Annotated in this window: 23 protein-coding genes; 11 read left to right on the top strand and 12 right to left on the bottom strand. The window is 52.9% G+C overall.

Annotation, left to right across the window (positions count from 1 at the left end; all coding sequences use genetic code 11):
- Nucleotides 1-38: 38 nt before the first annotated feature.
- From DG177_RS01215 to DG177_RS01180, 8 genes are all read right to left on the bottom strand, one after another.
- Nucleotides 39-617, bottom strand: coding sequence for a F0F1 ATP synthase subunit B family protein (locus DG177_RS01215; RefSeq protein ID WP_108809821.1), 579 nt, complete (start codon nucleotides 615-617; stop codon nucleotides 39-41).
- Nucleotides 610-1,104, bottom strand: coding sequence for a F0F1 ATP synthase subunit B family protein (locus DG177_RS01210; protein WP_108809820.1), 495 nt, complete (start codon nucleotides 1,102-1,104; stop codon nucleotides 610-612). The genes DG177_RS01215 and DG177_RS01210 overlap by 8 nt, the downstream gene beginning before the upstream one ends.
- A 72-nt stretch (nucleotides 1,105-1,176) precedes the next feature.
- A complete protein-coding gene (locus DG177_RS01205) occupies nucleotides 1,177-1,404 on the bottom strand; it encodes a F0F1 ATP synthase subunit C (RefSeq protein ID WP_108809819.1) in 228 nt (75 codons plus the stop codon).
- A 52-nt stretch (nucleotides 1,405-1,456) separates the two neighbouring features.
- Complete coding sequence (locus DG177_RS01200; protein WP_337658413.1) at nucleotides 1,457-2,239, bottom strand: F0F1 ATP synthase subunit A; 783 nt, start codon at nucleotides 2,237-2,239, stop codon at nucleotides 1,457-1,459.
- A 36-nt stretch (nucleotides 2,240-2,275) separates the two neighbouring features.
- Nucleotides 2,276-2,590 (bottom strand): AtpZ/AtpI family protein, encoded by a 315-nt coding sequence (locus DG177_RS01195; RefSeq protein ID WP_337658412.1) that lies wholly within the window; start codon nucleotides 2,588-2,590, stop codon nucleotides 2,276-2,278.
- A gap of 237 nt (nucleotides 2,591-2,827) precedes the next feature.
- Nucleotides 2,828-3,223 carry a YdbL family protein gene (locus tag DG177_RS01190; protein ID WP_108809818.1) on the bottom strand — a complete coding sequence of 132 codons (396 nt, stop codon included), beginning with the start codon at nucleotides 3,221-3,223 and terminating at the stop codon, nucleotides 2,828-2,830.
- Nucleotides 3,223-3,420, bottom strand: coding sequence for a YnbE family lipoprotein (locus tag DG177_RS01185; protein ID WP_108812705.1), 198 nt, complete (start codon nucleotides 3,418-3,420; stop codon nucleotides 3,223-3,225). The genes DG177_RS01190 and DG177_RS01185 overlap by 1 nt, the downstream gene beginning before the upstream one ends.
- A 46-nt stretch (nucleotides 3,421-3,466) precedes the next feature.
- Nucleotides 3,467-6,652, bottom strand: coding sequence for an intermembrane phospholipid transport protein YdbH family protein (locus DG177_RS01180; protein ID WP_108809817.1), 3,186 nt, complete (start codon nucleotides 6,650-6,652; stop codon nucleotides 3,467-3,469).
- 159 nt (nucleotides 6,653-6,811) lie between these two features.
- On the opposite strand from DG177_RS01180, the gene radC reads away from it, so the two are divergent.
- A complete protein-coding gene (gene radC, locus DG177_RS01175) occupies nucleotides 6,812-7,528 on the top strand; it encodes a RadC family protein (RefSeq protein ID WP_108809816.1) in 717 nt (238 codons plus the stop codon).
- An 8-nt stretch (nucleotides 7,529-7,536) separates the two neighbouring features.
- Here the strand turns inward: radC and DG177_RS01170 are convergent, their stop codons facing one another.
- Both DG177_RS01170 and DG177_RS01165 read right to left on the bottom strand, forming a co-directional pair.
- A complete protein-coding gene (locus DG177_RS01170) occupies nucleotides 7,537-9,699 on the bottom strand; it encodes an FAD-dependent oxidoreductase (protein ID WP_108809815.1) in 2,163 nt (720 codons plus the stop codon).
- Between the two features lie 76 nt (nucleotides 9,700-9,775).
- Nucleotides 9,776-10,876: an ATP-dependent 6-phosphofructokinase gene (locus DG177_RS01165; RefSeq protein ID WP_108809814.1), complete on the bottom strand. Its 1,101-nt coding sequence runs from the start codon at nucleotides 10,874-10,876 to the stop codon at nucleotides 9,776-9,778.
- Between the two features lie 119 nt (nucleotides 10,877-10,995).
- On the opposite strand from DG177_RS01165, the gene purB reads away from it, so the two are divergent.
- From purB to DG177_RS01120, 9 genes are all read left to right on the top strand, one after another.
- Nucleotides 10,996-12,297, top strand: a complete 1,302-nt coding sequence (gene purB, locus DG177_RS01160) for an adenylosuccinate lyase (RefSeq protein WP_108809813.1) — start codon at nucleotides 10,996-10,998, stop codon at nucleotides 12,295-12,297.
- A gap of 89 nt (nucleotides 12,298-12,386) precedes the next feature.
- Nucleotides 12,387-12,800: a hypothetical protein gene (locus DG177_RS01155; protein ID WP_337658411.1), complete on the top strand. Its 414-nt coding sequence runs from the start codon at nucleotides 12,387-12,389 to the stop codon at nucleotides 12,798-12,800.
- A complete protein-coding gene (pyrF, locus tag DG177_RS01150) occupies nucleotides 12,797-13,471 on the top strand; it encodes an orotidine-5'-phosphate decarboxylase (RefSeq protein ID WP_108809812.1) in 675 nt (224 codons plus the stop codon). The genes DG177_RS01155 and pyrF overlap by 4 nt, the downstream gene beginning before the upstream one ends.
- A gap of 8 nt (nucleotides 13,472-13,479) precedes the next feature.
- On the top strand, nucleotides 13,480-14,124 hold the full coding sequence (locus DG177_RS01145; protein WP_108809811.1) for a phosphoribosylanthranilate isomerase: 645 nt from the start codon (nucleotides 13,480-13,482) through the stop codon (nucleotides 14,122-14,124).
- On the top strand, nucleotides 14,108-15,349 hold the full coding sequence (trpB, locus tag DG177_RS01140; RefSeq protein ID WP_108809810.1) for a tryptophan synthase subunit beta: 1,242 nt from the start codon (nucleotides 14,108-14,110) through the stop codon (nucleotides 15,347-15,349). The genes DG177_RS01145 and trpB overlap by 17 nt, the downstream gene beginning before the upstream one ends.
- Entirely contained in the window at nucleotides 15,346-15,612 is a 267-nt protein-coding gene (locus DG177_RS01135; RefSeq protein ID WP_108809809.1) for a hypothetical protein, read from the top strand. Before trpB ends, DG177_RS01135 begins: the two co-directional genes overlap by 4 nt.
- Complete coding sequence (gene trpA / locus DG177_RS01130; RefSeq protein ID WP_108809808.1) at nucleotides 15,609-16,397, top strand: tryptophan synthase subunit alpha; 789 nt, start codon at nucleotides 15,609-15,611, stop codon at nucleotides 16,395-16,397. The genes DG177_RS01135 and trpA overlap by 4 nt, the downstream gene beginning before the upstream one ends.
- 20 nt (nucleotides 16,398-16,417) lie before the next feature.
- Nucleotides 16,418-17,272 (top strand): acetyl-CoA carboxylase, carboxyltransferase subunit beta, encoded by an 855-nt coding sequence (gene accD / locus DG177_RS01125; RefSeq protein WP_108809807.1) that lies wholly within the window; start codon nucleotides 16,418-16,420, stop codon nucleotides 17,270-17,272.
- A 16-nt stretch (nucleotides 17,273-17,288) separates the two neighbouring features.
- A complete protein-coding gene (locus DG177_RS01120; RefSeq protein ID WP_108809806.1) occupies nucleotides 17,289-18,608 on the top strand; it encodes a bifunctional folylpolyglutamate synthase/dihydrofolate synthase in 1,320 nt (439 codons plus the stop codon).
- Here DG177_RS01120 and DG177_RS01115 read toward each other — a convergent pair.
- Complete coding sequence (locus DG177_RS01115) at nucleotides 18,605-19,951, bottom strand: AmpG family muropeptide MFS transporter (protein WP_108809805.1); 1,347 nt, start codon at nucleotides 19,949-19,951, stop codon at nucleotides 18,605-18,607. The genes DG177_RS01120 and DG177_RS01115 overlap by 4 nt on opposite strands.
- A 75-nt stretch (nucleotides 19,952-20,026) precedes the next feature.
- Nucleotides 20,027-20,827, bottom strand: coding sequence for a DUF1223 domain-containing protein (locus DG177_RS01110; protein WP_108809804.1), 801 nt, complete (start codon nucleotides 20,825-20,827; stop codon nucleotides 20,027-20,029).
- Between the two features lie 99 nt (nucleotides 20,828-20,926).
- Here DG177_RS01110 and DG177_RS01105 point away from each other — a divergent pair, with 99 nt between their 5' ends.
- The gene (locus tag DG177_RS01105) at nucleotides 20,927-21,742 is read left to right on the top strand and encodes a pseudouridine synthase (RefSeq protein WP_337658410.1); all 816 of its coding nucleotides are present in this window, start codon (nucleotides 20,927-20,929) and stop codon (nucleotides 21,740-21,742) included.

Here is a 21,742-nt window from a genome sequence, read left to right as displayed (position 1 = left end):
GATTACCAGCACCCAGTCGAAACCAAATTTGTCTTATATTAGTTGAGCTTCGTACCGAGATCGCTGATCGTTTTATCGATCACTGCTTTGTCAGCGGCTGCGTCATGATTGGCGGCAATCAGGTTCTGCGCGGCAATTGTTGCAGCGCCTGCAGCCTTGGCACGAACATCAGCAATAGCGGAACGTTCTGCGGCGGCAATCTTGTCTTCCGCCATCTTCTTGCGACGCGCAATCAGATCGGTGGTCGCTTTTTTCGCATCAGCAACAACCAGCTCTGCTTCTTTTTCAGCCTGTGCCAAAATTTCAGCGGCTTCGTCATCTGCAGCCCGCAGACGAGATTCATATTTTGCGCGTAACTCTTCTGATTCTTCACGCAGCTTTTTGGCTTCGTCCAATTGCTCGCGAATATCTGCAATTTTCTTGTCGAGCGACGCTCCGATGGCGGCTGGAACTTTCTTCCAGATAACCAAGCCCACAACGACCAGCATCGACAGCGAAACAAAAACTGTCGCATTGAAGATACCGAATACCGACGGCGTCACATGCTCTTCGCCAGCACCAGATGCCAGCATGGCGATGTCAGTCGCGGCGGTAGCGAGAATAGTGAAATCAACCATGTTTCAAAGCTGCCTTTGTTTCCTTGAGAGCTGCCGCTTTGGTCACTTTCGCGCCAGAGATCTTGGCAACCATATCTTGTGCGACTTCTGCGGAAACGCCTTCAATCTCTTTCAGAGCTTCAGCGGATCGTGCTTTAATATCCGCCTCCGCAGCTGCGAGTTTTGTGGCAATATCGGTACTGGCCTTAGTCTTTCGCTTCTCAGCAGCCTCGCTGGCTTTGGCCTTGCTGGCTTCAACCACAGCCTGAGCCTCACCTCGGTCTTTTTCCATTTTGACGCGATAGCTCTCTTCTAGCTCATCCGCTTTGGTATTAGCCGACCGAGCCGCCTCTAGATCGTCCGCAATCCGCTTATCCCGCGCATCAACCGTTCCCTGGATTTTCGGAAACATGCCCAAACCAATGACAATGAATGTGAACCCGAAAGTCAACAAAAGCCAGAAAATCTGGGATCCATAAGTTAGGGCAATTTGATCAATTTGTGGCATCGAACCAGAGGCTCCAATAGTTTGAAACTGCGGAGTAGCGCTAGGGCTACCCCGCCAGTTTCATATCATATATTAGGCAACGAAAATCAGGATCATTGCGACAACAAATGCCAGCAGACCCAAAAGCTCGGCAGCAGCAAAGCCGATGAACAAACGGCCCTGTTGGCCGTCAGCGGCGGATGGATTGCGCAGAGCGCTTTCCAGGAAGCTTCCGAATACGTTACCCACACCTACGGCGGCTACACCGGCACCAATTGCTGCCAGACCTGCGCCCAATAATTTTGCTGCTTCTGCGTCCATGATAATAACTCCTGTTCAAAAATATCGTTTGGAAAAATAGTCTTGTTTCAAATCAATGCAGGTTTTCTGCATCGTTTATGTAAAGCGATGTCAGCAATGCAAAGACATAGGCTTGCACCACCGCCACCAGCAATTCGAGAGCGCTGATACCAATCATCAACGCAAAACTTGGAATACCAACCAGCACGCCGTAACCGGCACCAGCGTTGGTGCTGTTGATCACGAAACCGGCCAGAACTTTCAGCAAAATATGACCAGCGGTCATCGCGACAAAAAGCCGAAGCGCCAGGCTGAAAGGACGTACCAGAAAGGACAACAACTCAACAATGAAGATGAAGGGAACCATTGGAAGCGGCGTTCCGTCCGGAATGAACAGCGAGAAGAAATGAAGCTTATGCTTCGCGAAGCCCACGATCAACACAATCGAGAAACTCATAATCGCCAATACGCCGGTAACAGTTAGATGGCTCGTTACCGTAAAAGGATGCAATCCCAAGACGCCAACTGGTAGCAAGCCGAAAACGTTCGAGAAGAGGATGAACATGAACAAAGAGAAGACGTAGGGCGCATATTTGCGGCCAGCCGGGCCGATATTGGCCTCCATCATGTTGTCGATAAAGCCGGTAAAGCCCTCAACCATCATCTGCCAGCGACCGGGAACCAGTTCGCGCTTCATGCCGCCAAGCATAAACACCCACAGTCCGGCCACTGCAACCAGCATCCAGACCGCGCTATTGGTGAACGCAATCTGCTGTCCGCCTAGTGAAAAGCCTTCCAAAATCGTCTGTACCTCAAACTGGTACATTGGATCGATTTTACCTTCTTCAGTCGCCACGCAAGGGACCCCTGTTTTCTGAACGGTGCGCAAAAATCATTTGTGTTTTTCTGCGCTCTCGTTCGAGAGTTTAATAATATTTCTGAATGCCACGATGATCCCCAGAAACAGGAAAACCAAAAGAAGCCAAGGCGAAGTCCCGATAAAATGATCAAGCACCCAGCCGACCAAAGCACCACCACCAATGCCTGCAATCAAATCCGCCAAAACCCGATTTCCGAGCCGATAATTATCATCGACCCCTTTTTGGGTTTTGCCTGATCTGACCGCCTCTTCTGATGTTGCCTGATCGATCCGCTTTTTCAGCGCCTCTATCTTCGCATCATCGTCCATCAGATTTACCAGGTCCATTCTCTGCCGTGATTCTTTGCAAAACTATTGAAAATCAGCGGAAAAGCCGATTAATCTGGTTCTACTCACGACAGCGAGCAGCCCCGCTAACCGCGCCCGTTTAGAAAAGCGGGTGCGCCAAGTCAACAGCGATGCTGCACTGCAGAAAATTCGACAAAAAATCAGTGATTTGAAACGAAAAAGGGCGCGCCGATTTTGGCGGCGCGCCCAATGTCATAATAATATCCTCAATCCACCTTATGGGCAGCGCGAGTCACGCGTTGGCGCGGCTGACGTTCTGGTCTGCCAGCTGCCATCAGGAGCCTGATATTTCTCGCCCGACACCGTGCGCATGATTAGGTTGCAGCCCGACGTAAAAGCGAACTGCTCCACAGTCGAGTTTGTTTCCTGCGCCTTGCGGGTATAGGCCGCTTTACGCTTGATATTCAAATCTTCCACCATGGCTTTCACAGATGCCGATGGCGATGTGGCATAACCAAGATAACCGTCGGGCTTTTCACCAATCGCACCAGAAGCTCGTGCCGCAGCATAAGCAGGGTCACGTTGCGCCATGACCGGGGTTGCTACAATTGCGGTCAAAGCCAAGCCGCCAACTACGGCAGCCGCCTTATTTTTCCGTATAAACTCAAACATCAGAAAATCTCCGCTTCACTGTTAATCAAATCCTTCGCATCGCCATCCAGACGATACACGACCTCCTGCTTGATATTGATATTCAAGTTGATCACGATGGGTTTATCCGGCGCAGAAACCTGCACACATCCTGCCAGAACGGCACTCAGCCCCAAGGCGACACCCGATATCAGGCCGGTTGTCTTCCTACTCTTCATAATTGATCGAATCGCATTTCCAGACCGATCCGTCAATTGGCATATCTTATGGCTCATTATCGCTTTCCCGTGGCTGAACAGTTGATTCAGGATTGTCTTCTAGTGCTTTTGCGGCCTCTGAAGCCCGCTCTTCCTGGGCTCTTAACAGGGCCGGTAAATTCTGGCCGACCAATATTTCCGGCTCGTAAAAGGCTTTCGCACTACTCATAAGCTGCATGAACGGTGCCTGGATGCGAACGTTGAATTCGAGCGGAACCTTGGCGATCTGCTTTGTGATGAAATTTTTGCTCGCACTATCACCTTGTTGCAACCCTGCAAATTTCACTTCGGTGATGATTTCGCCGTCAATGGCACCATCCATACCTATAGTAAGCTGTTCATATTTTAGTGATTTCAGCGCATTAAAGGCGAAATTGGCGAAGGTTCCCATATCTTCATAGGTCAATTCGCCAATGTAAGAGAGCGAGCCACCACCTTTGCGTGCCGTCAGATAACCGCCAGCAATACGTCCACCATCCTGATCAAAGACCATTGGCAATCTGCCGTCAAAAACGCCGGAAGCCGTTATATTCTCAAAATCAAACTGCGTCAGAAACTGAGCAGCATCGACGCCGACCACAGTAAACTCCAGCCGCCGCTCCGCTTCCTCACCCAGATCGAATGTGGTTGGCTCCAGATAGAGCATTCCTCCTGCGAAAGGCCACTGGCCTCCCTCAATCTGCATTTTATAGTCGGGCAACAAGCGATAGAAAAGCTGTCCGTTAAACGCAGCCACACCCGGATTAACCTCCGCCATGCGAAGCAATTGCCCTTCTTCGGTTTCAAGCCCCAACAAATCCGAGAAACTGATTTCGCCTGAAAGCCCTGTCACAGGGCCAAAAGCTGCAGCCAGATTGACGGAATCAGTCCGGAACGATCCAGTACTGCGAATACCGTCGCTCTTATTGTCCCAATTGATCTGGCCAGAGCCAGTAATCGTGCCCGCGACATTGGCGATAATGCCAAGTGTCAGCGGAGTCAGTAATTCTGGCTGTAATGTGTCATCAAATGTCAGTGATTCAATATTCAAAAGCGCGTGACCGGTGCTATTGTTGAGCGTGTGCAGCAGGTTCACCATCGCGACCTGCCGCTGCGTTTTGGGCTCGCGCAGCATACCATCCGCGACAATTTTGCCCTCCACGAATTTCAGTTTGACGTCATCGCTGATCAGAGGGCGGAACCGCTCGACTTGCTGTTCGTCCCGGACACTCAGCTTGGCATCGGCCAACAATTCACCGTCAGCAAAGCTCCAGTCGCCTTCAATATTCTCTAGTAACAGAGGGACGCTTGCAATCTGTCCGTTAGCGCCCGAAACCTTGCCCGTTATGTCACGACCAAAGGCGGCACTCAGCAATGCCATATCAAATCTGGTCATGCTGTCCGCAGTCCCCATGCGAAACGAAATATCTTCTGCCGTCATGCCTTTCGCCAACGACAAACCAACTACTCCGCTGGTCAGCGACAAAGGTGTTCCGTCAACCGTTCCTGTTAAATTGAATGACGGTGCTTGAGCTGCAATGTTCAAGCCGCGACCACTGTTCGATACAATTCCACCACGTGTAACAGGACATATTCGTGTCTGCGTCGGACCAGCGATAAAGGAGGCCATCCGGAGGCTCGCAAACTGCAGATCCACACATTTGCGAAACAAGGTGAGGCTGCCAGCGGAGTTAAAGCTTCCGTCAATAGGCACTTGCAGCCCCGTGACCTGCCCATCGGGCAACGGCCCGGATAATATCAAGCGTCCGTCGATACTGGTACCACCTCCGGAAGAAGGTGAGAAATTCAGCTTGGGAATATTGAGCTTCGAAGTTCCTGCCTGATAAGCAGCCATCTCAACACTACCAGAAAAACCGCGTGCGAGACTGCCATCATTCAAATCAATTCTTAGGTTCGGAAAATCGCCGCCGTTCAACAGAAGATCACCTTCTGCAAGCATTTTCACATCGTCACCTGCGAATGTCAGCAAGATGGGGGCATCCAGAGCCATCCCTCCTCCGGACTGGGATCGGGCACTGAAGTCATTAACCGTCAACTTGGTCCCAGATGCTCCCATATCGAAGCGGATGTCACTTAACAGATTAAGGGCGCCGCCCGCCTTGCGAACGGCTGCAGCAAACTTGTCGGCTATCGGCCCGACCGGGGTTCCATCGGTTGAGTCCGCCAACGAAACGACTGGACTCAATGCCACCTTTGAAATTTGCACAGACCGGATCTCCGGCTGGCCTTCAAATCGCGCGGTGATCGGATCATCTCCATATCCAAACTGAAACGGTCCGCTAATCCGCCCGGATTTGGCATTGCCATAGGGAGACAGTAGACCACTGGAGGTAAGATCAATGTTACCGCTGCTGCGTTTCAGGTCACCATTAAAGGCGATGGTAGACTTGACCTCCTCCGCGCCATAGCTCGCATATCGGAGCGGTCCACCACTTATTCCGGCGTCGCCGGACCAGCTATTAAAGTGCTGCCCCAGCTCGGTTGAAAGCTGCACTCCAATATCCTGAAAAGACATGGCAAGATCTGGGCATTTCACCATTGGCAAACGCAGCGGTCCATTCAAGCGGGTTTTGCGATCACTAATAGCAATCTCACCGAAATAACTGGGATCGGAAATCAAACAGCCTCCCAGATCCAGATTTCTGCTCAAAGCCGCAAGTTCGCCTTGAAAGCCGTTATGCAGATTGCCCGCCCCGTTTAACGCCAATCCAATGGCGCCAAAGTCGCTATCGATCCGTAATTGTGCCTTTTCTACGGTTAGCGCAATATCGGGCAACGCTAAGGGGCTGTCATCTTCTGGATCCGAAAACTTGTCGAGTGCGCCGAAAGAAAGCTTGCCGCCATTCAAACGACCAAAGGCCTTAACGCCCGTTGCTCTGACCCAATTTATCCCGGCACCGCCCGTACCGAGACTATTTCCAATTTCCACCAGATCAGCTGTCAGGTCCGGTTTCCTAGGATCACCGATCACGAGATTGCGAATAATCTGCTTTCGCAAACCTATATCTTCAATCTCGTAGCTGGCCTCTATTCCCAAGGCATCGAGCTGCGAGCGCACAAAATTATCGGCAATGGAGATTCGGCTGAACCACAGCACGATAAAACCAATCAACAACAGGAAGAGGATCAGATAGACAAATAGTCGTCGCCCAAATCGGCGTCCTATTGGGCCTTGGTCTAGTTCTTCCTCCATGGTCGTTGAGATGCAGAAGTCTAGCTTAAGTTGCAATGTACAAGTGCACGGGGCGAATAGTTTTTACGCCATTTCATTCGAATTGGACACATTCGGCCAATTCTTTGTGTTTACCCGCTTTCCCATCCCATTCCAAAGCAAAGGGACTATGGTTCAATCATGCCGGCTCGGAACAATGCGAAAAAATACAAACATCAGACGAAGGACCAGGATGAACGAGGCCACACTGCAAGGCTACGAGACCGCCTGCTAAACAGTGGCAGCGACACCCTCTTGGATCATGAGCTTGTCGAGTATCTACTTGCTCTCACCATCCGCCGACGGGATACGAAACCGTTGGCAAAAGACCTTATCGAAACCTTTGGCAGCCTGTCGGCAGTACTGACAGCTGATGGGGAGTCGATCAATAAAGTACCAGGAACGGACGAGAACAGTGTCGCCGCTTTAAAGGTCGTCCAAGCGGCTGCGCTCCGCATGATCTCCCAGCCAATGCGCGAACAGCCAGTCTTGTCGAGTTGGCAAGCGCTTCTCGACTATCTCCGGGCGGATATGGCGCATCTTGTCCACGAAAGGGTTCGGATTTTGTATCTCAACAGCAAAAACCGACTAATTCGGGATGAACTGATGAGCGAAGGCACTGTTGATCAGGCGGCAATCTACACCCGTGAAGTAATCAAACGCGCTCTGGAGCTCGGATCAACAGCAATTATCCTGGTCCACAATCATGCTAGCGGGGATAGCACCCCCAGCCGTCAAGATATCACCACCACCAAGGATATCCGTGAAGCTGGTGAAAAGCTTGGCATTGCTGTGCACGACCATATCATCATCGGCAAAGACGGACACACGTCCTTCCGCTCGAAAGGACTGATCTAGATCATGACCTACGCACCACTATCCTTGCCGGTGATCAAACGGATACCCAATTGCAGCGTGAAATAGGACCATATCCAATTGACCAGCACCGCTATCCGGTTCCGCATGCCAGAGAGGAAGCCGACATGCACTGCCCCCCATAACCACCAGGCCAAAGCGCCGTGTAATTTCATAAAGCCGAAATCGGCGACTGCACTCTTCCGACCGATAGTGGCAAGGCTGCCTTGATGCTTATATTGGAAGGGCCCGATCTGTTTGTCGTCCAGAAGTTGTTGCTGGATATAGTTGGCGACATAGACACCGGCTTGCTTGGCAGCGGGAGCCAGTCCGGGAACCGGATTACCGTCCCAAGCATTGCTGCCTGCGGTATCGCCAATGGCAAAGACATTCTCATGACCCGTGACCCTTAGATGGTCATCGACAGCAACCCGTCCGGCCCGATCGGTATCGGCATCCAGCCATTTACCGGCGGGAGACGCAATAACTCCGGCGGCCCAAAGCACCGTCTCGGTAGCGATTTCCATATCGTCGCCAATTTTCACGCGCTCGGCCGCAATATCAGTAACACGCGACTTGAGCCTGATATCCACACCTAGATTCTTGAGCGAGGCCGCCGCATGTACAGACAGGTCTTCGGGAAAAGCGGGCAATATTCGTTCCCCGGATTGCACCAGAATGATTTGTGCCTGTGTGGGATCAATCCGACTGAACTCATCCTTCAACCCCTGGTGCGCTAACTCGGCAATCGCACCCGCCAGTTCAACACCGGTTGGCCCTGCCCCGACAATAACAAATGTCAGAAGTCGTTTCACACGCTCTGGATCATTAGAAGATTCTGCTCGTTCGAAAGCGCGCAGCACATGTGCACGAACCGACACACCATCCTCGATGGTCTTCAGACCAGGCGCAAAAGGTGCCCATTCATCCTTGCCGAAATAGCTATGCGAGGCGCCCGTTGCGAGGACCAGATGGTCATAGTCCAGACTGTTTTGTCCGTAGGTCAATGACTTTGCTTTGCTATCGACGCTACTGACCTCACCCAGAAGTACGCGCACGTTGCCATCATTCCGGAACAATCCCCGGATCGGTGTCGCCACATCAGCTGGTGACAGCGCCGCCGTTGCGATTTGATAGAGCAACGGCTGGAACAGATGATAATTATGTCGATCAATAAGCGTGATGCGGACTGGCAGGTTCTTCAATTTGGCCACGCAAGCCAATCCGCCGAATCCAGCCCCCACGACAACAATGTGAGGCCAATGTTCTGGAACATCCTCATATTTGCGATCGAACAAGATATTATATTCCAGCCAGTTGGAGATCATCCGGTCGACAGAAAGATAACCGGCACCAAAAATGATCATCAATCCAAAGAGCAGCATAGGATAAAGTGTCAAATCAGGATGCAGTCCCATAACCGCCAATGTACTGAGGACGACAATCAGCGCCAGGCCGGTTATCGGAACAACCATGCCGAAGACCAGCAAAACTGCCAAACCAATGGCTATTATCGGATCAACACCGGCGAAACTTTTCACAGGCAGGAGTAGCTCTGCATCCACCACGTTTGTCATGCCAGCCACTACGACTAAGGTCACCGCCAGCCAAAGGCGAATGATTAAAAGCCAGACCAGTGCGGCTTTATCGGTCAAATATTCGAAAAAGCGCATGATAGGGTCAGCAAATGGCAGAGCGCTGCCGCTCAAGCCACCGGCCACAGCCCTATCGAAAGAAAAACCTTTAGCCCCGCGCAGAACAAACCAGCCCAATATTGCGATCAACCAGAGATTGAGGTCGGTTGGAATATATTCAACTTGGCTCACCACCAGCAGCATCAATATTGCCAGGGCTGCCTCTCGGGTTAACAGCCCCACCAGCAGCAATATCGGCGCGACAATTTCTATTGTCACACCAACTACAGCAGCAGTTTCGGGCGCCATCCAGGAAACCGGATATTCAAACCGCGCGAGGCTAAGGGCAGTATCCCAATCAGAAAGCTTTACAATGCCCGAACGAAATATCGCCTGCGCGACGAACAGCCGGACTAGCAGATCAAAAACCGGGCTGACCAAGCCGATGATGGAGCGATACGTCTTCACCCATATTCTGAGCGTAACCCGCAAAAAAGGCGACAGGCGTTCTTCTTGCAACACGGCTTGATCGATGGTCATTTCTTGATCCCCTCATCACCCTATTCGCCGAAACCGCTCATTAGTTACAGCCATCCTAACATACTCAAATTTCGGCTCAATATAGAAACATCGGCATGCCTTCTATTTGCACCAGATTAGCTCGATATTCGCGTGCGTCGTACAAACCGGATACGTTAACACCCTTGGTTCCACCGAGCAGTGTTCCGATGGGCACAACACCGTAGTTGCCATCTGTCAGACAAACCATGTTCGACGTGCGGCCTTCCTCGATCAGTTGCACAGCCAGTGCGCCAAAAGCGAAACCCACCATCCGATCCATAGCATCCGGTTCACCCGCGCGCATCAGATAGGCGAGTTCCTGCACAATGGTGCGCTCCGGAGATCGCGTTTCGATTTCTCTCGCCAGTTGCGTGCCAATATTGACGCCAACGCGATTTGTGTTGGACTTGCTCATCTCGCCATCATCCGTATCGCTACCAGCCAGTTTGGCACCTTCCGACACCAGGCAGATGGCGTAACTTTCAGGATTGCTGGCTTTGTCTTTCAACAATAGCGGCAACAGCACATCAATATCCGCCGGCACTTCGGCAATCACCGTCCGATCGGCTTGGGATAAAAAACCAGATAGCAAGGCGGTTTCACCGGAGCGACGCCCGAAAAGCTCAATAACAGCGATACGTTCGTGACTCGCAACTGTTGTCCTGAGCGCGTTTATCGCAGCCACTGACCGGGTAACGGCGGTTGAAAAGCCAATACAATAGTCGGTGCCGAATACGTCGTTATCCATTGTCTTGGGTATAGAAATAACATTGCGGCCAAGACTCGCGAGATGAGCTGAAAAACGCAAAGTGCCGTCGCCCCCCATCGTAATCAGAGCGTCGACCTTCAGCGCATCCAATATATCTAGGACCTTTTGGGTTTGGTCGCCTTCGCTCGTGGTTCGGGGGTCACAGCGAGAGCTGTGCAATATCGTTCCACCCTGCCGGTCAATGCCGCGGACCGCGTCTTTATCCAGCACCATTGCAGAATTTTCCAGCGACCAGGGATCGGTCGGATCGGTTTCGAGCACTCCTTCCCAACCGCGGCGCAGTCCAATGACATCCCAACCGCGCTGCCAGGCGGCCATCGCAATCGAACGGATACATGGGTTAAGGCCAGGAACATCGCCGCCGCCGGTTAATACTGCCAGACGCATATTATTCTCTCCAATGATCCACGTTGCCGACTCAGAATGTAGCTGCTAGCGGGTCGGCAAATCTCTGATCATGCTATGACCGGATTAAACCAGCTTTTTCAGTTTCAAGGAAAGAAAAAATGATCCCGCGCTATTCCCGCCCCGAAATGGTTGCCATTTGGGAACCCGAATCCAAGTTCCAGATCTGGTTCGAAATAGAGGCGCATGCGACCGATGCGCTTGCTGAACTTGGCGTTGTGCCCAAGGATGCCGCCGAAGCCATTTGGGCAAAAGGTAAATTTGACGTCGCACGGATTGATGAAATTGAGCGAGAAGTAAAACATGATGTCATCGCCTTTCTGACAAATGTTGCGGAAAATGTTGGTGAAGAAGCACGCTTCATGCATCAGGGCATGACGTCCAGCGATGTGCTTGATACCTGTGTTGCGGTTCAGTTGACCCGGGCAACCGACATATTGCTCGACGACATGGACAAGCTGCTCGCAGCGATCAAGTCACGCGCTTACGAACATAAACTGACTCCCACTATTGGCCGTAGTCACGGCATTCATGGTGAACCGGTTACCTTCGGGATGAAATTGGCGCAGGCCTATGCCGAGTTTGAACGCAATCGCGAGCGGTTGGTTCTGGCCCGTAAAGAAATCGCGACCTGCGCGATATCCGGGGCTGTCGGTACTTTCGCTAATATCGACCCGAAAGTCGAAGCACATGTTGCCGAAAAAATGGGACTCGAGATCGAACCGGTTTCGACGCAGGTCATTCCGCGTGATCGTCATGCCCAATATTTTGCGACATTGGCGGTCATCGCGTCGTCGGTGGAGCGGCTGGCGGTTGAAATTCGCCATTTGCAGCGTACCGAAGTGCTTGAGGCCGAAGAGTATTTTTCTCCCGGCCAAAAAGGTTCAAGTGCAATGCCGCACAAACGCAATCCGATCCTGACCGAAAACCTGACGGGCCTTGCTCGTATGGTCCGTAGCTATGCCTTGCCCGCGATGGAGAATGTCGCTTTATGGCACGAGCGCGATATCTCGCACAGTTCAGTGGAACGGATGATTGGTCCGGACGCCACGATCACTCTCGATTTTGCCTTGGCTCGACTGACCGGCGTAGTTGAAAAGCTTCTGATTTATCCGGAACGCATGCAAAAAAATCTCGACCGCATGGGAGGTCTGGTCCACTCGCAACGGGTTCTGCTCGCGCTAACGCAATCTGGTATCAGCAGAGAGGACAGCTACCGCATCGTCCAGCGCAATGCGATGAAGGTTTGGGAATCCGATGGTGAAATCGCATTGCTCGACCTGCTCAAGGCCGACTCTGATGTTACCGCAAAGCTGTCACATGAGGAGTTAGAAGAGAGTTTTAACCTCGACTATCATTTCAAGCATATCGACACGATTTTTACCCGCGTATTCGGCGAATAATCTTCTGGCCTAGCTCTAAATAGCAAGAGCTCTGGTCACTGGTCGCATTTACGCGTAATATGGAAAAAAATCACAAATAAGGGAATTGCATGCAGTTCATAAAAACGCTTTTCTGGGTGATATTGGCGGTCATATTGGTGGTTTTTGCCGTTAATAACTGGTCTCCTACGTCTGTACTGATCTGGGAAGATATCAGGATCGACACGAAGTTACCGGTTCTGGTGATCGGTGCATTTCTGTTGGGCTTCGTTCCTCTATGGTTGATTCACCGCGCATCCAGATGGCGTCTCAACCGTCGGATCAAGACGCTGGAGGCGGCTGCTCGCCCAGCACCGGCACCAACGGCGACGGTGACGACAAGCACTGCTCCCAAACCCTCATCGGCTCCAACACCGCAGACGAAACCAGCCGCGGCACCGTTGGACTTGGGCAAGGAGCAAATCTCCGAGCCTGCACCTGCAGTTTCACCGATCACCGGCGATGACAAGGCTGCGAGCACATGAGCAATCCCATATTTGTTGCACTGGACACACCGATATTGGACAATGCGGTTGCGCTTGCGAAATCGATCAACGGCCATGTCGGCGGATTGAAACTCGGCCTCGAATTTTTCTGCGCCAATGGCCATCACGGAGTTCACGAAATACAGAAAATCGGCCTGCCCATTTTCCTCGACTTAAAGCTCCATGATATCCCGAACACGGTCGCAAAAGCGATGCAGGCGATCAATGTCCTCGAGCCGGCGATAGTTACGGTTCACGCGTCGGGCGGGAGAGCCATGATGGAAGATGCCAAAGCAGCGGCGGGCATCAATACCAAGGTTGTCGGCGTGACGTTGCTAACCTCTCTGGATCAGAACGACATGGGGAAAATTGGCTATAGCGGCAGTCCTCATGATCAGGTCGAGCGCTTGGCAGATCTCTCCGCCGAAGCTGGTCTTGATGGTATTGTCTGTTCCGGCAATGAAGTGGGCGCGGCCCATAAAATCTGGAAAGAGGGCTATTTCGTTGTCCCTGGCCTGCGTCCCGCCAATGGCAAAGCCGGCGATCAGAAACGCACAGTAACGCCGCGCGCCGCTCGCGATAATGGTGCTAGCGTTCTGGTTATTGGACGCCCGATAACGGCTGCGGAAAACCCCAATGCAGCTGCGCGGTCGATAGAAGCGACACTTTAAACCGTCCGATGAAAACCCAAATCAAAATATGCGGCTTGTCCGATATCGCGACTATCAACGCCGCCGCGGATGCTGGTGCCGATTATTTCGGCCTTGTGCATTTCGAAAAAAGCCCGCGACATGTTTCGCTTGAACGCGCAGCAGAGCTTCGCAAAGCCGCTCCAGATTCACTGAAAACAGTATTGTTGCTGGTCAACGCGGATCCCAAACTGACGGGTCATGCAATCAATATGATCCGCCCCGACGTGATTCAGTTCCATGGCAGTGAAACCGCAGAATGGATCAAGTTGGTGGGTGATCAGAGCAATGTCGAGGTCTGGAAAGCATTGGGCCTGCGCGACAAGGCAACCTTAGCCAAAAGCGCCCGGTTCGAAGACGCCGCTGATCGGCTGTTATTTGATGCCCCGGCCAAAGCCCTGCCCGGCGGGACGGGGACGAGTTTTGATTGGTCTGTCCTGAAGGGCCATGATCATAAGGTTCCTTGGGGTCTCGCCGGCGGTTTGGATCCAGAAAATGTCGTTCGCGCGATGGAGGCCACTAACCCGCCGCTCGTTGATGTTTCCTCGGGTGTAGAATCCGCACTAGGCGTCAAAGATGTGGACAGAATCGCTGCCTTTTGCCAAGCGGTTCGCACATATGACGAAACACGATAAACTCTCGAACAGCTTCCGCAATCAACCCGATGAACGGGGCCATTTTGGCCAGTTTGGCGGGCGTTATGTAGCCGAAACTTTGATGCCACTGATCCTCGATCTGGAGAAGCATTATCGCGCGGCGCAAGCCGACCCGGCATTTGCCGAAGAATTTGATGATCTTTTGGAACATTATGTCGGCCGTCCCAGCCCGCTCTATTTTGCGGAACGCCTGACTGATCACATCCGAAAAGAAGCTCCAGAAGGGAAAGGCGCGCAAATTTGGTTCAAGCGCGACGAACTCAATCATACCGGCGCGCACAAGATCAACAATTGCATCGGCCAGATCCTGCTCGCCAAGCGGATGGGTAAGACCCGAATTATTGCTGAAACCGGTGCAGGCCAACATGGCGTGGCAACCGCAACCGTATGCGCTCGCTTTGGCCTGCCCTGTGTAATCTACATGGGCGCGACCGATGTCGAGCGGCAGAAACCAAACCTGTTCCGGATGAAATTGCTCGGCGCGGAAGTTGTGCCAGTGGAAAGCGGTTCTGCGACACTGAAAGACGCAATGAACGACGCGCTGCGGGACTGGGTCGCAAATGTTGAAGACACATTCTACATCATCGGAACGGCCGCTGGTCCCCATCCCTATCCGGAGCTAGTCCGCGATTTTCAAAGCGTAATCGGCCGCGAAGCACGCGAACAGCTGCTCGAGCGCACCGGTCGCCTGCCCGATCTTTTGGTGGCAGCTATTGGTGGCGGTTCCAACGCCATTGGTCTGTTTCACCCGTTTCTCGATGATCCCGACGTCGCCATGCTTGGCATTGAAGCGGCTGGCCATGGACTGGAAAAAGAACATGCCGCATCGCTCGCCGGCGGCAAGCCGGGTATATTGCATGGCAATAAAACCTACTTGTTGCAGGACGAAGATGGCCAGATTGATGAAGCTCATTCGATCAGCGCTGGTCTCGACTATCCCGGCATTGGACCGGAGCATAGCTGGCTAAAAGAATCAGGCCGCGTGCGCTATGACAGCGTAACCGACAAAGAAGCGCTGGAGGCGTTCCAACTGCTGTGCGGCACCGAAGGGATTATCCCGGCGCTGGAGCCGAGCCATGCGATTGCGGCCGTGGCGCGTGAAGCGGTGAAGATGGACAAGGACCAAATCATTCTCGCCAACCTGTGCGGTCGTGGCGACAAGGATATTTTCACCGTGGCCGAGGCGTTGGGTACTGAGATATGAAAATAGATTGGCGGGCGCTGCTCGCAATGCCTCTGTTGATCGCGGGAATCATAGCTCGGGAAATGTACCACAACAGTTTGAATTGGTGGAAAGCAACTGAGGAATTGGCAAGCGCGACAGAAAAACCTGGAGCACCAATTTATTGTTTTGGCGATTGTGGACCGATACCACAGGAAATAACAATTTGGGGACATGCAAGCATCGTGCTTTTCATCCTCGGCTTTTCGTTACTTGTGTGGATAACCTTGAAAGTTGTTAGATGACCCGCCTTTCCTCATCCTTCCCCAACGACCGAGCAGCCCTAGTCACCTTCGTTACCGGTGGCGACCCAAGCGCTGCCGACACCGGCGCGATACTCGATGCCCTCGTTGAAGGCGGCGCAGATATCATCGAACTCGGCATGCCGTTCACCGATCCGATGGCCGACGGGCCTGCCATTCAAGCCGCGAACATCCGAAGCCTCAGCGCGGGTACAAAGACAGCAGATATATTGAACATCGCGACAGCCTTTCGTGAACGCCATCCATCTGTGCCGCTCGTCCTTATGGGCTATGCCAATCCGATGACCATTCGCGGCGCTGAATGGTTTGCTGATGCTTGCGTGCAAGCCGGTGTCGATGGTGTGATCTGTGTCGATATTCCAGTGGAGGAAGATGATAGCTTGGGCGATGCCTTGCGCTCCAAAGATGTCGCCGTTATCCGACTTGCCACACCAACGACCGATGCCGAACGTTTGCCAGAGATTTTGAACAATGCTTCTGGTTTCCTCTATTATGTCTCCGTCGCAGGTATCACAGGCCTGCAACAGGCGGCACAAGCCAGCATCGAAGAAGCGGTGTCGCGCCTGAAGGCCGGAACCGACCTTCCTGTCGCCGTCGGCTTCGGTGTTCGCACACCGGTACAGGCCGCGGATATTGCCCGCGTCGCTGATGGCGTTGTCGTCGGCTCGGCAATTGTCGAGATTATCGCCGAACATGGTTCCAGCGCTGCGCCGCATGTCAAAGACTATGTAAAATCACTTTCTGATGCTATCAGAAGCGCACGCTAAAAAATCTGGGGAATTGACGCATGTCTTGGCTTAGCAATGTCCGTAACAAGATCGCCTCGATCACCAAAAAGGAAACGCCGGATAACCTTTGGCACAAATGCAAGAAATGCGAAGCGATGGTGTTCCTCAAGGAATATGAGGATAACATGCATATCTGTCCGAAATGCGATCACCATGGCCGGATCGGCCCGGTCACTCGCTTTACTCAGATCATGGACGAGAATAGCTGGAAAATTATCCCGTTTACGGCCGTCCCGGAAGATCCGCTGAAATTTAAGGATCAAAAGAAATATACCGACCGGCTGAAGGCCGCACGAACCAAGACTGAAGAACAGGATGCCTTGATCACGGTCACTGGAACCATCGAAAATGTTCCCTGCGTGGTCGGTGTTCAGGATTTTGCCTTCATGGGCGGCTCCATGGGTCTGGCAGTGGGGCAAGCCTTTGTTGATGGCGCCAACCGGGCCCTCGAAGATCAATGTCCCTATATCATCTTTACTGCCGCTGGCGGTGCACGGATGCAAGAAGGCATTTTGTCCTTGATGCAAATGCCCAAAACCACCGTAGCCATATCTATGCTCCGGGAGGCGGGGCTCCCTTTCATCGTCGTGCTGACCGATCCGACAACCGGCGGTGTAACTGCCAGCTATGCCATGCTGGGCGATGTCCAGATATCAGAACCTGGTGCGTTGATTGGTTTTGCCGGACAGCGGGTGATTGAGAACACCATCCGCGAAAAACTGCCTGAAGGTTTTCAGACTGCAGAATATTTGCTGGAGCATGGCATGGTCGACATGGTTGTGCACCGCAAGGAACTGCGCAGCCAGCTGGCCCAGATCATGGGTTATCTCATGGCCTGGAAAACAGCGGCTTAACTCAGCCGCATCGTTCATGGCAGACGGCGCACGATCCGACCATCCGGCGGTTCAGAAACAACTCGACCGGCTCTCGCTGCTTTCTCCCGGACGCGATGTCCTGGGGCTGGAGCGGATCAGCGCCGTCATGGAGCGGATTGGCAATCCGCATCTCAAACTGCCGCCCGTTTTTCATGTCGCCGGGACGAATGGCAAAGGCTCGACCTGCGCCTTTTTGCGAGCGGCGATAGAGGCCGAAGGCCTGAAAGCACATGTCTATTCCAGTCCCCATCTGGTGCGGTTCAATGAACGGATCAGGCTAGCGGGAACACTGATTGAAGATGGCTATCTCGCAGCATTGCTGGCACGCGTCCTCGACGCCAGCGAAGACATTAATCCAAGCTTTTTTGAAGCGACCACCGCAGCGGCGTTGCTCGCTTTTGCCGAAACGCCAGCCGATGCATGCATATTGGAAGTTGGTTTAGGCGGCAGGCTAGACGCGACAAATATCGTGCCCAAGCCAGCCGCAACCGGCATGGCTGCTCTCGGCATAGACCATGAAGCATTTTTACTGTCGCCAGAAGACGGTGCACCAAAGGATCCAATGGTGCGCATTGCCTGGGAGAAAGCGGGCATCGCCAAAACCGGTGTGCCTCTGATTACCCAGCAATATGATCAAGCGATTATGGATGTCATAAATGAACATGCACGGGCTCAAGGCGCACAATGGATCGCGCGCGGCGATACCTGGAATTCCGCCGTCTACAAGAAACAGCTCCACTACCGTGATGAAACGGGCCAGCTGAGCTTTCCCCTGCCTGCCCTGCGCGGAGGTTTTCAAGCCGACAATGCAGCACTGGCCATTGCAATGCTGCGTCATCAAAATGCCATTTCAGTTTCGGAAGAGGCCTTGAAAGCAGCCATGAGGTGGGCCCAATGGCCCGCACGTCTTCAAAAGTTGGATCCCGGTCCACTGACACAGCTTTTGCCCAATGCAGAAATCTGGCTTGACGGTGGCCACAATTCCAATGCTGGCGAGGCGCTTGCGGACTATTTCCAAAGCTCAGGGCGCGGTGAAATTCATCTGGTCATCGGTATGCTCGCTAACAAAGATCCTGAATCGCTGCTCCACTGGCTGGATGGCGATCTTGCCAGCATAACAGTCGTTCCAGTGGAAGGACATGAGCATCATGATGTTGATGCTTTTGCGCGGCCCGGATTGGACGTTCGAAAAGCGAATAATGTTGAGGCAGCGCTTCGACAGATCGATCCGGATCAACCGGAAACCGTATTAATCGCCGGATCGCTCTATCTTGCGGGAGACGTGTTGCACGTTAATCGGCAGCTGCCCGACTAGGTCACGCTCTTTGCATCATCATCAACCGCATGTTCGGTGCCCGCAGTGCCCAAGGACCGGTCTACCAATCCCGATCTGATCATCAGCCAGAACATGATAACCCCGGGGAACGCGGCTATTGTGGTCAACAGATAGAAATTCACGTAGCCCATCCATTCAATCAGTGACCCTGCTGTCGTTCCCGTGAGGAAACGTCCCAAGATACTGGCAGCGGCCGAAAGCAAGGCGAATTGGGTAGCTGTGAAGCTCAGATTGCAAAGTGCGGACAGATAAGCGACGACGGCGACACCGCCGATGCCGCTGGCGAAATTCTCAAAACCAATGGCTGCGGCCATGGCCCAATTATTATGCCCGCTCGCCGCCAGCCCTGCGAAAGAGAGATTGCTGACCGCCATGAGCACAAGGCTAAGCATAACAGCTTTCTTCATACCCAATCGGGAATAGACGATACCGCCTACAAATATTCCGATCAAAAAGGCAATAAAGCCAAGACTGACATCATAAAAAGCGATTTCGTCATTGGAGAAACCGAGGTCTTCGAACAACAGGCGGAATGTCAAATTGGCCAGCGTATCGCCAATTTTGTGGACCAATACGAACAACAAAACCACTGGCGCACCAGAGCGTTTGAAAAACTCAACCAGTGGACTGACATAAGCAATCGCGGCCTGGATCGGTCCTTTGAGTGGCTGTGGTTCTTGGCGCCGAGCTGGCTCACGCATGATCAGCCCGACAAATACGGCGAACAGCGCGAACAGCGAACAGACATAATAAGCGATCGACCAATTGCTGCGCGCCGCAATCACCAGTGCTACGGCGCCCGCTGAAGCCGCGCCAATGCGCCAACCATATTGAGACATGCCAGACCCGACGCCCAATTGTTCGGGCTCGAGCAATTCGATGCGATAAGCGTCGATCACAACGTCAAAGGTTGCCCCCGCAACACCCACCATGGTCGCGGCCACTGCGACCGCGATGATATCTGCCGTGGGATCCAGAGATCCCAGATAGATAATCGCTGCCATTGCCATAGCTGCTGTAACGATAAGCCAAGATAGACGCTGCCCCATTCGCCCGATAATCGGAAGTTTCACAACGTCGATAATCGGAGCCCAGAGCCATTTGAAATTATAGGCAAGAAACGTAAGCGCAAAGGCCGTCACCGTGGATTTCTCGATCCCTGCCTGAGCCAATCGCGTTGTCAGGGTTGCGGCGATCATTGTCAGAGGTAGCGCTGACGAAATGCCCAAAAAGAAAGCCGATAAAGGCGCTGCTTCACTATAGGGCCGGACGCCGTCAGGTAAAACCTTGCGCCATCCGATGTCTGCTAACTGTTCACTCACGCCATACTCTCCCTCGAACTGAGGGAAACACTAACGGCAAATGTTTCGAATACCAGTCAGATTTTTGCAGATAGCCTAAATATCGAGCAGCTTGGCGCCAACTATTGTACCTGCGCCGGGACGTTGGACGATTATCGCATATTTATCGGCACCAGGGACATCCAGGTCCTCATCCGAAAGTTTGACGCGCATCGAGCTACCGTCCCAGCTGCCGAGATTGCGTTCGTTTTTCACGACATTGGTGTAATGCAGCTTCCGTCCGCCATTTTCGCCGCGACCGATCTGCACGGTTTCCGATGAACTCAAGGCCAATAGCGAAACACCTGCCATATAGCGTGACTGACCCTTGATCGTCACTGTCACGTCACCGCTTTCATCGCGATTGGCTTCAATGATAGGGCCGGCATCGTTTTTGGCCAACCGGACCAGAGATCGGATATCACCCTCGCGCGAGCCCACTGCTCCTCCGCCACCATTGATGATAACCTGCGGTGTATACACACCCGATCCGGTCTTGCCGTTGCTCGCATAAGAGCGTTGCAGTCGGGTATTGCCTTCCCGCGCCAGCGTATCTTTCCAACCGAGGCGGTCCCAATAGGTAACAGGCCGCGAAATCACCAGCAGGGAGTCATCTTTCGCTAGTCGGGAAGCTAGCATATCTGCAGGAGGGCAGGATGAACATCCCTGGCTGGTGAACAATTCAACGACGACCGGATTGGGGGAAACCGTCTCGTCGCCAAAGGCTTTCGCGCCATCAGGCGTTGCGGGTGTCGTTGCTTGTGCGGAGGCCTCACTCGATGACTGGGCGATTTGGGCACCCATAAAGCCTGCAAATGCAGTAGCTGCGATCATTGCCGGCAATATTAATTTACGCATCGAAAAACCTTCCTAACAAGTAACTATTCTGTCATTCGCTGGTACCACACCGCAGGTTACAGATTGCGACAAAGTTTTTTTTCCGCCATGCGCAAAATCATGACCGATAAAGAATCAGGCAAAATTTATAAGGCCAAACCAACGCGCGGTGCAAAGCAGCAACCGGCCAAGGCCAAGCCGCCCGAAGCACAAGTGCGCGAAGGACAGCGCATCGCCAAATTGCTGGCTCGCGCCGGCGTCGCGTCTCGCCGTGAAATCGAACGCATGATTGGCGAGGAACGGATCGCCCTTAACGGCGTGACCGTCGAACACCCTTCCTTACTGCTCAAGAACCTCACCGGAATCACCGTCGACGGCAAACCAGTTGCTGAACCCGCGCCCGCCAAGCTGTTTCGTTTTCACAAGCCCAATGGATATATCACCGCCGAACGTGATGCTTCGGGCAAGAAAACCATCTATGATGTTCTGCCTCAGGATATGGAACGGATCATGCCAATCGGTCGGCTCGATCTCAACACTGAAGGCTTGCTGTTGATGACTACGGATGGCGAGTTTAAGCGCGAGATGGAACTGCCCAAAACCGGGGTTGAGCGTACCTATCGCGCACGAACTTTTGGGGACATCACGCAAAACCAGCTCGAAGATCTGTATCGCGGCATTACAATCGAGGGCATGCGCTATGGTCCGATTGAAGCCAATCTGGAGCGCCGCACCGGGCGCAACCAATGGATTGAAATGACCCTTACCGAAGGCAAAAATCGTGAAGTTCGCCGTGTTCTCGAACATCTCGGCCTCAAAGTGTCACGTCTCATCCGTACCCGTTATGGCCCATTTGTGCTGGGCGATCTGGCCAAGGGCGAAATTGAAGCGGTGCGTCGCCATGATCTGGTTATATTTCGGAAGACTTTGAAATGA

This window comes from Sphingorhabdus sp. Alg231-15 (assembly GCF_900149705.1).
Lineage (GTDB): Bacteria > Pseudomonadota > Alphaproteobacteria > Sphingomonadales > Sphingomonadaceae > Parasphingorhabdus.
This window is presented reverse-complemented; position numbering and strand designations above follow the sequence as displayed.

What these genes read in the sequence shown, in the direction of transcription:
- DG177_RS01135 (WP_108809809.1), top strand. Translation starts at nt 15,346, where the DNA reads ATGAAAATAGATTGGCGGGCGCTGCTCGCAATGCCTCTGTTGATCGCG.
- DG177_RS01210 (WP_108809820.1), bottom strand. Translation starts at nt 1,104, where the DNA reads ATGCCACAAATTGATCAAATTGCCCTAACTTATGGATCCCAGATTTTC.
- DG177_RS01185 (WP_108812705.1), bottom strand. Translation starts at nt 3,420, where the DNA reads ATGAAGAGTAGGAAGACAACCGGCCTGATATCGGGTGTCGCCTTGGGG.
- DG177_RS01170 (WP_108809815.1), bottom strand. Translation starts at nt 9,699, where the DNA reads ATGACCATCGATCAAGCCGTGTTGCAAGAAGAACGCCTGTCGCCTTTT.
- DG177_RS01110 (WP_108809804.1), bottom strand. Translation starts at nt 20,827, where the DNA reads ATGCGTAAATTAATATTGCCGGCAATGATCGCAGCTACTGCATTTGCA.
- DG177_RS01145 (WP_108809811.1), top strand. Translation starts at nt 13,480, where the DNA reads ATGAAAACCCAAATCAAAATATGCGGCTTGTCCGATATCGCGACTATC.
- DG177_RS01165 (WP_108809814.1), bottom strand. Translation starts at nt 10,876, where the DNA reads ATGCGTCTGGCAGTATTAACCGGCGGCGGCGATGTTCCTGGCCTTAAC.
- accD (WP_108809807.1), top strand. Translation starts at nt 16,418, where the DNA reads ATGTCTTGGCTTAGCAATGTCCGTAACAAGATCGCCTCGATCACCAAA.
- DG177_RS01180 (WP_108809817.1), bottom strand. Translation starts at nt 6,652, where the DNA reads ATGGAGGAAGAACTAGACCAAGGCCCAATAGGACGCCGATTTGGGCGA.
- purB (WP_108809813.1), top strand. Translation starts at nt 10,996, where the DNA reads ATGATCCCGCGCTATTCCCGCCCCGAAATGGTTGCCATTTGGGAACCC.
- trpB (WP_108809810.1), top strand. Translation starts at nt 14,108, where the DNA reads ATGACGAAACACGATAAACTCTCGAACAGCTTCCGCAATCAACCCGAT.
- trpA (WP_108809808.1), top strand. Translation starts at nt 15,609, where the DNA reads ATGACCCGCCTTTCCTCATCCTTCCCCAACGACCGAGCAGCCCTAGTC.
- pyrF (WP_108809812.1), top strand. Translation starts at nt 12,797, where the DNA reads ATGAGCAATCCCATATTTGTTGCACTGGACACACCGATATTGGACAAT.
- DG177_RS01205 (WP_108809819.1), bottom strand. Translation starts at nt 1,404, where the DNA reads ATGGACGCAGAAGCAGCAAAATTATTGGGCGCAGGTCTGGCAGCAATT.
- DG177_RS01155 (WP_337658411.1), top strand. Translation starts at nt 12,387, where the DNA reads ATGCAGTTCATAAAAACGCTTTTCTGGGTGATATTGGCGGTCATATTG.
- DG177_RS01195 (WP_337658412.1), bottom strand. Translation starts at nt 2,590, where the DNA reads ATGGACCTGGTAAATCTGATGGACGATGATGCGAAGATAGAGGCGCTG.
- DG177_RS01190 (WP_108809818.1), bottom strand. Translation starts at nt 3,223, where the DNA reads ATGTTTGAGTTTATACGGAAAAATAAGGCGGCTGCCGTAGTTGGCGGC.
- DG177_RS01120 (WP_108809806.1), top strand. Translation starts at nt 17,289, where the DNA reads ATGGCAGACGGCGCACGATCCGACCATCCGGCGGTTCAGAAACAACTC.
- DG177_RS01105 (WP_337658410.1), top strand. Translation starts at nt 20,927, where the DNA reads ATGACCGATAAAGAATCAGGCAAAATTTATAAGGCCAAACCAACGCGC.
- radC (WP_108809816.1), top strand. Translation starts at nt 6,812, where the DNA reads ATGCCGGCTCGGAACAATGCGAAAAAATACAAACATCAGACGAAGGAC.
- DG177_RS01215 (WP_108809821.1), bottom strand. Translation starts at nt 617, where the DNA reads ATGGTTGATTTCACTATTCTCGCTACCGCCGCGACTGACATCGCCATG.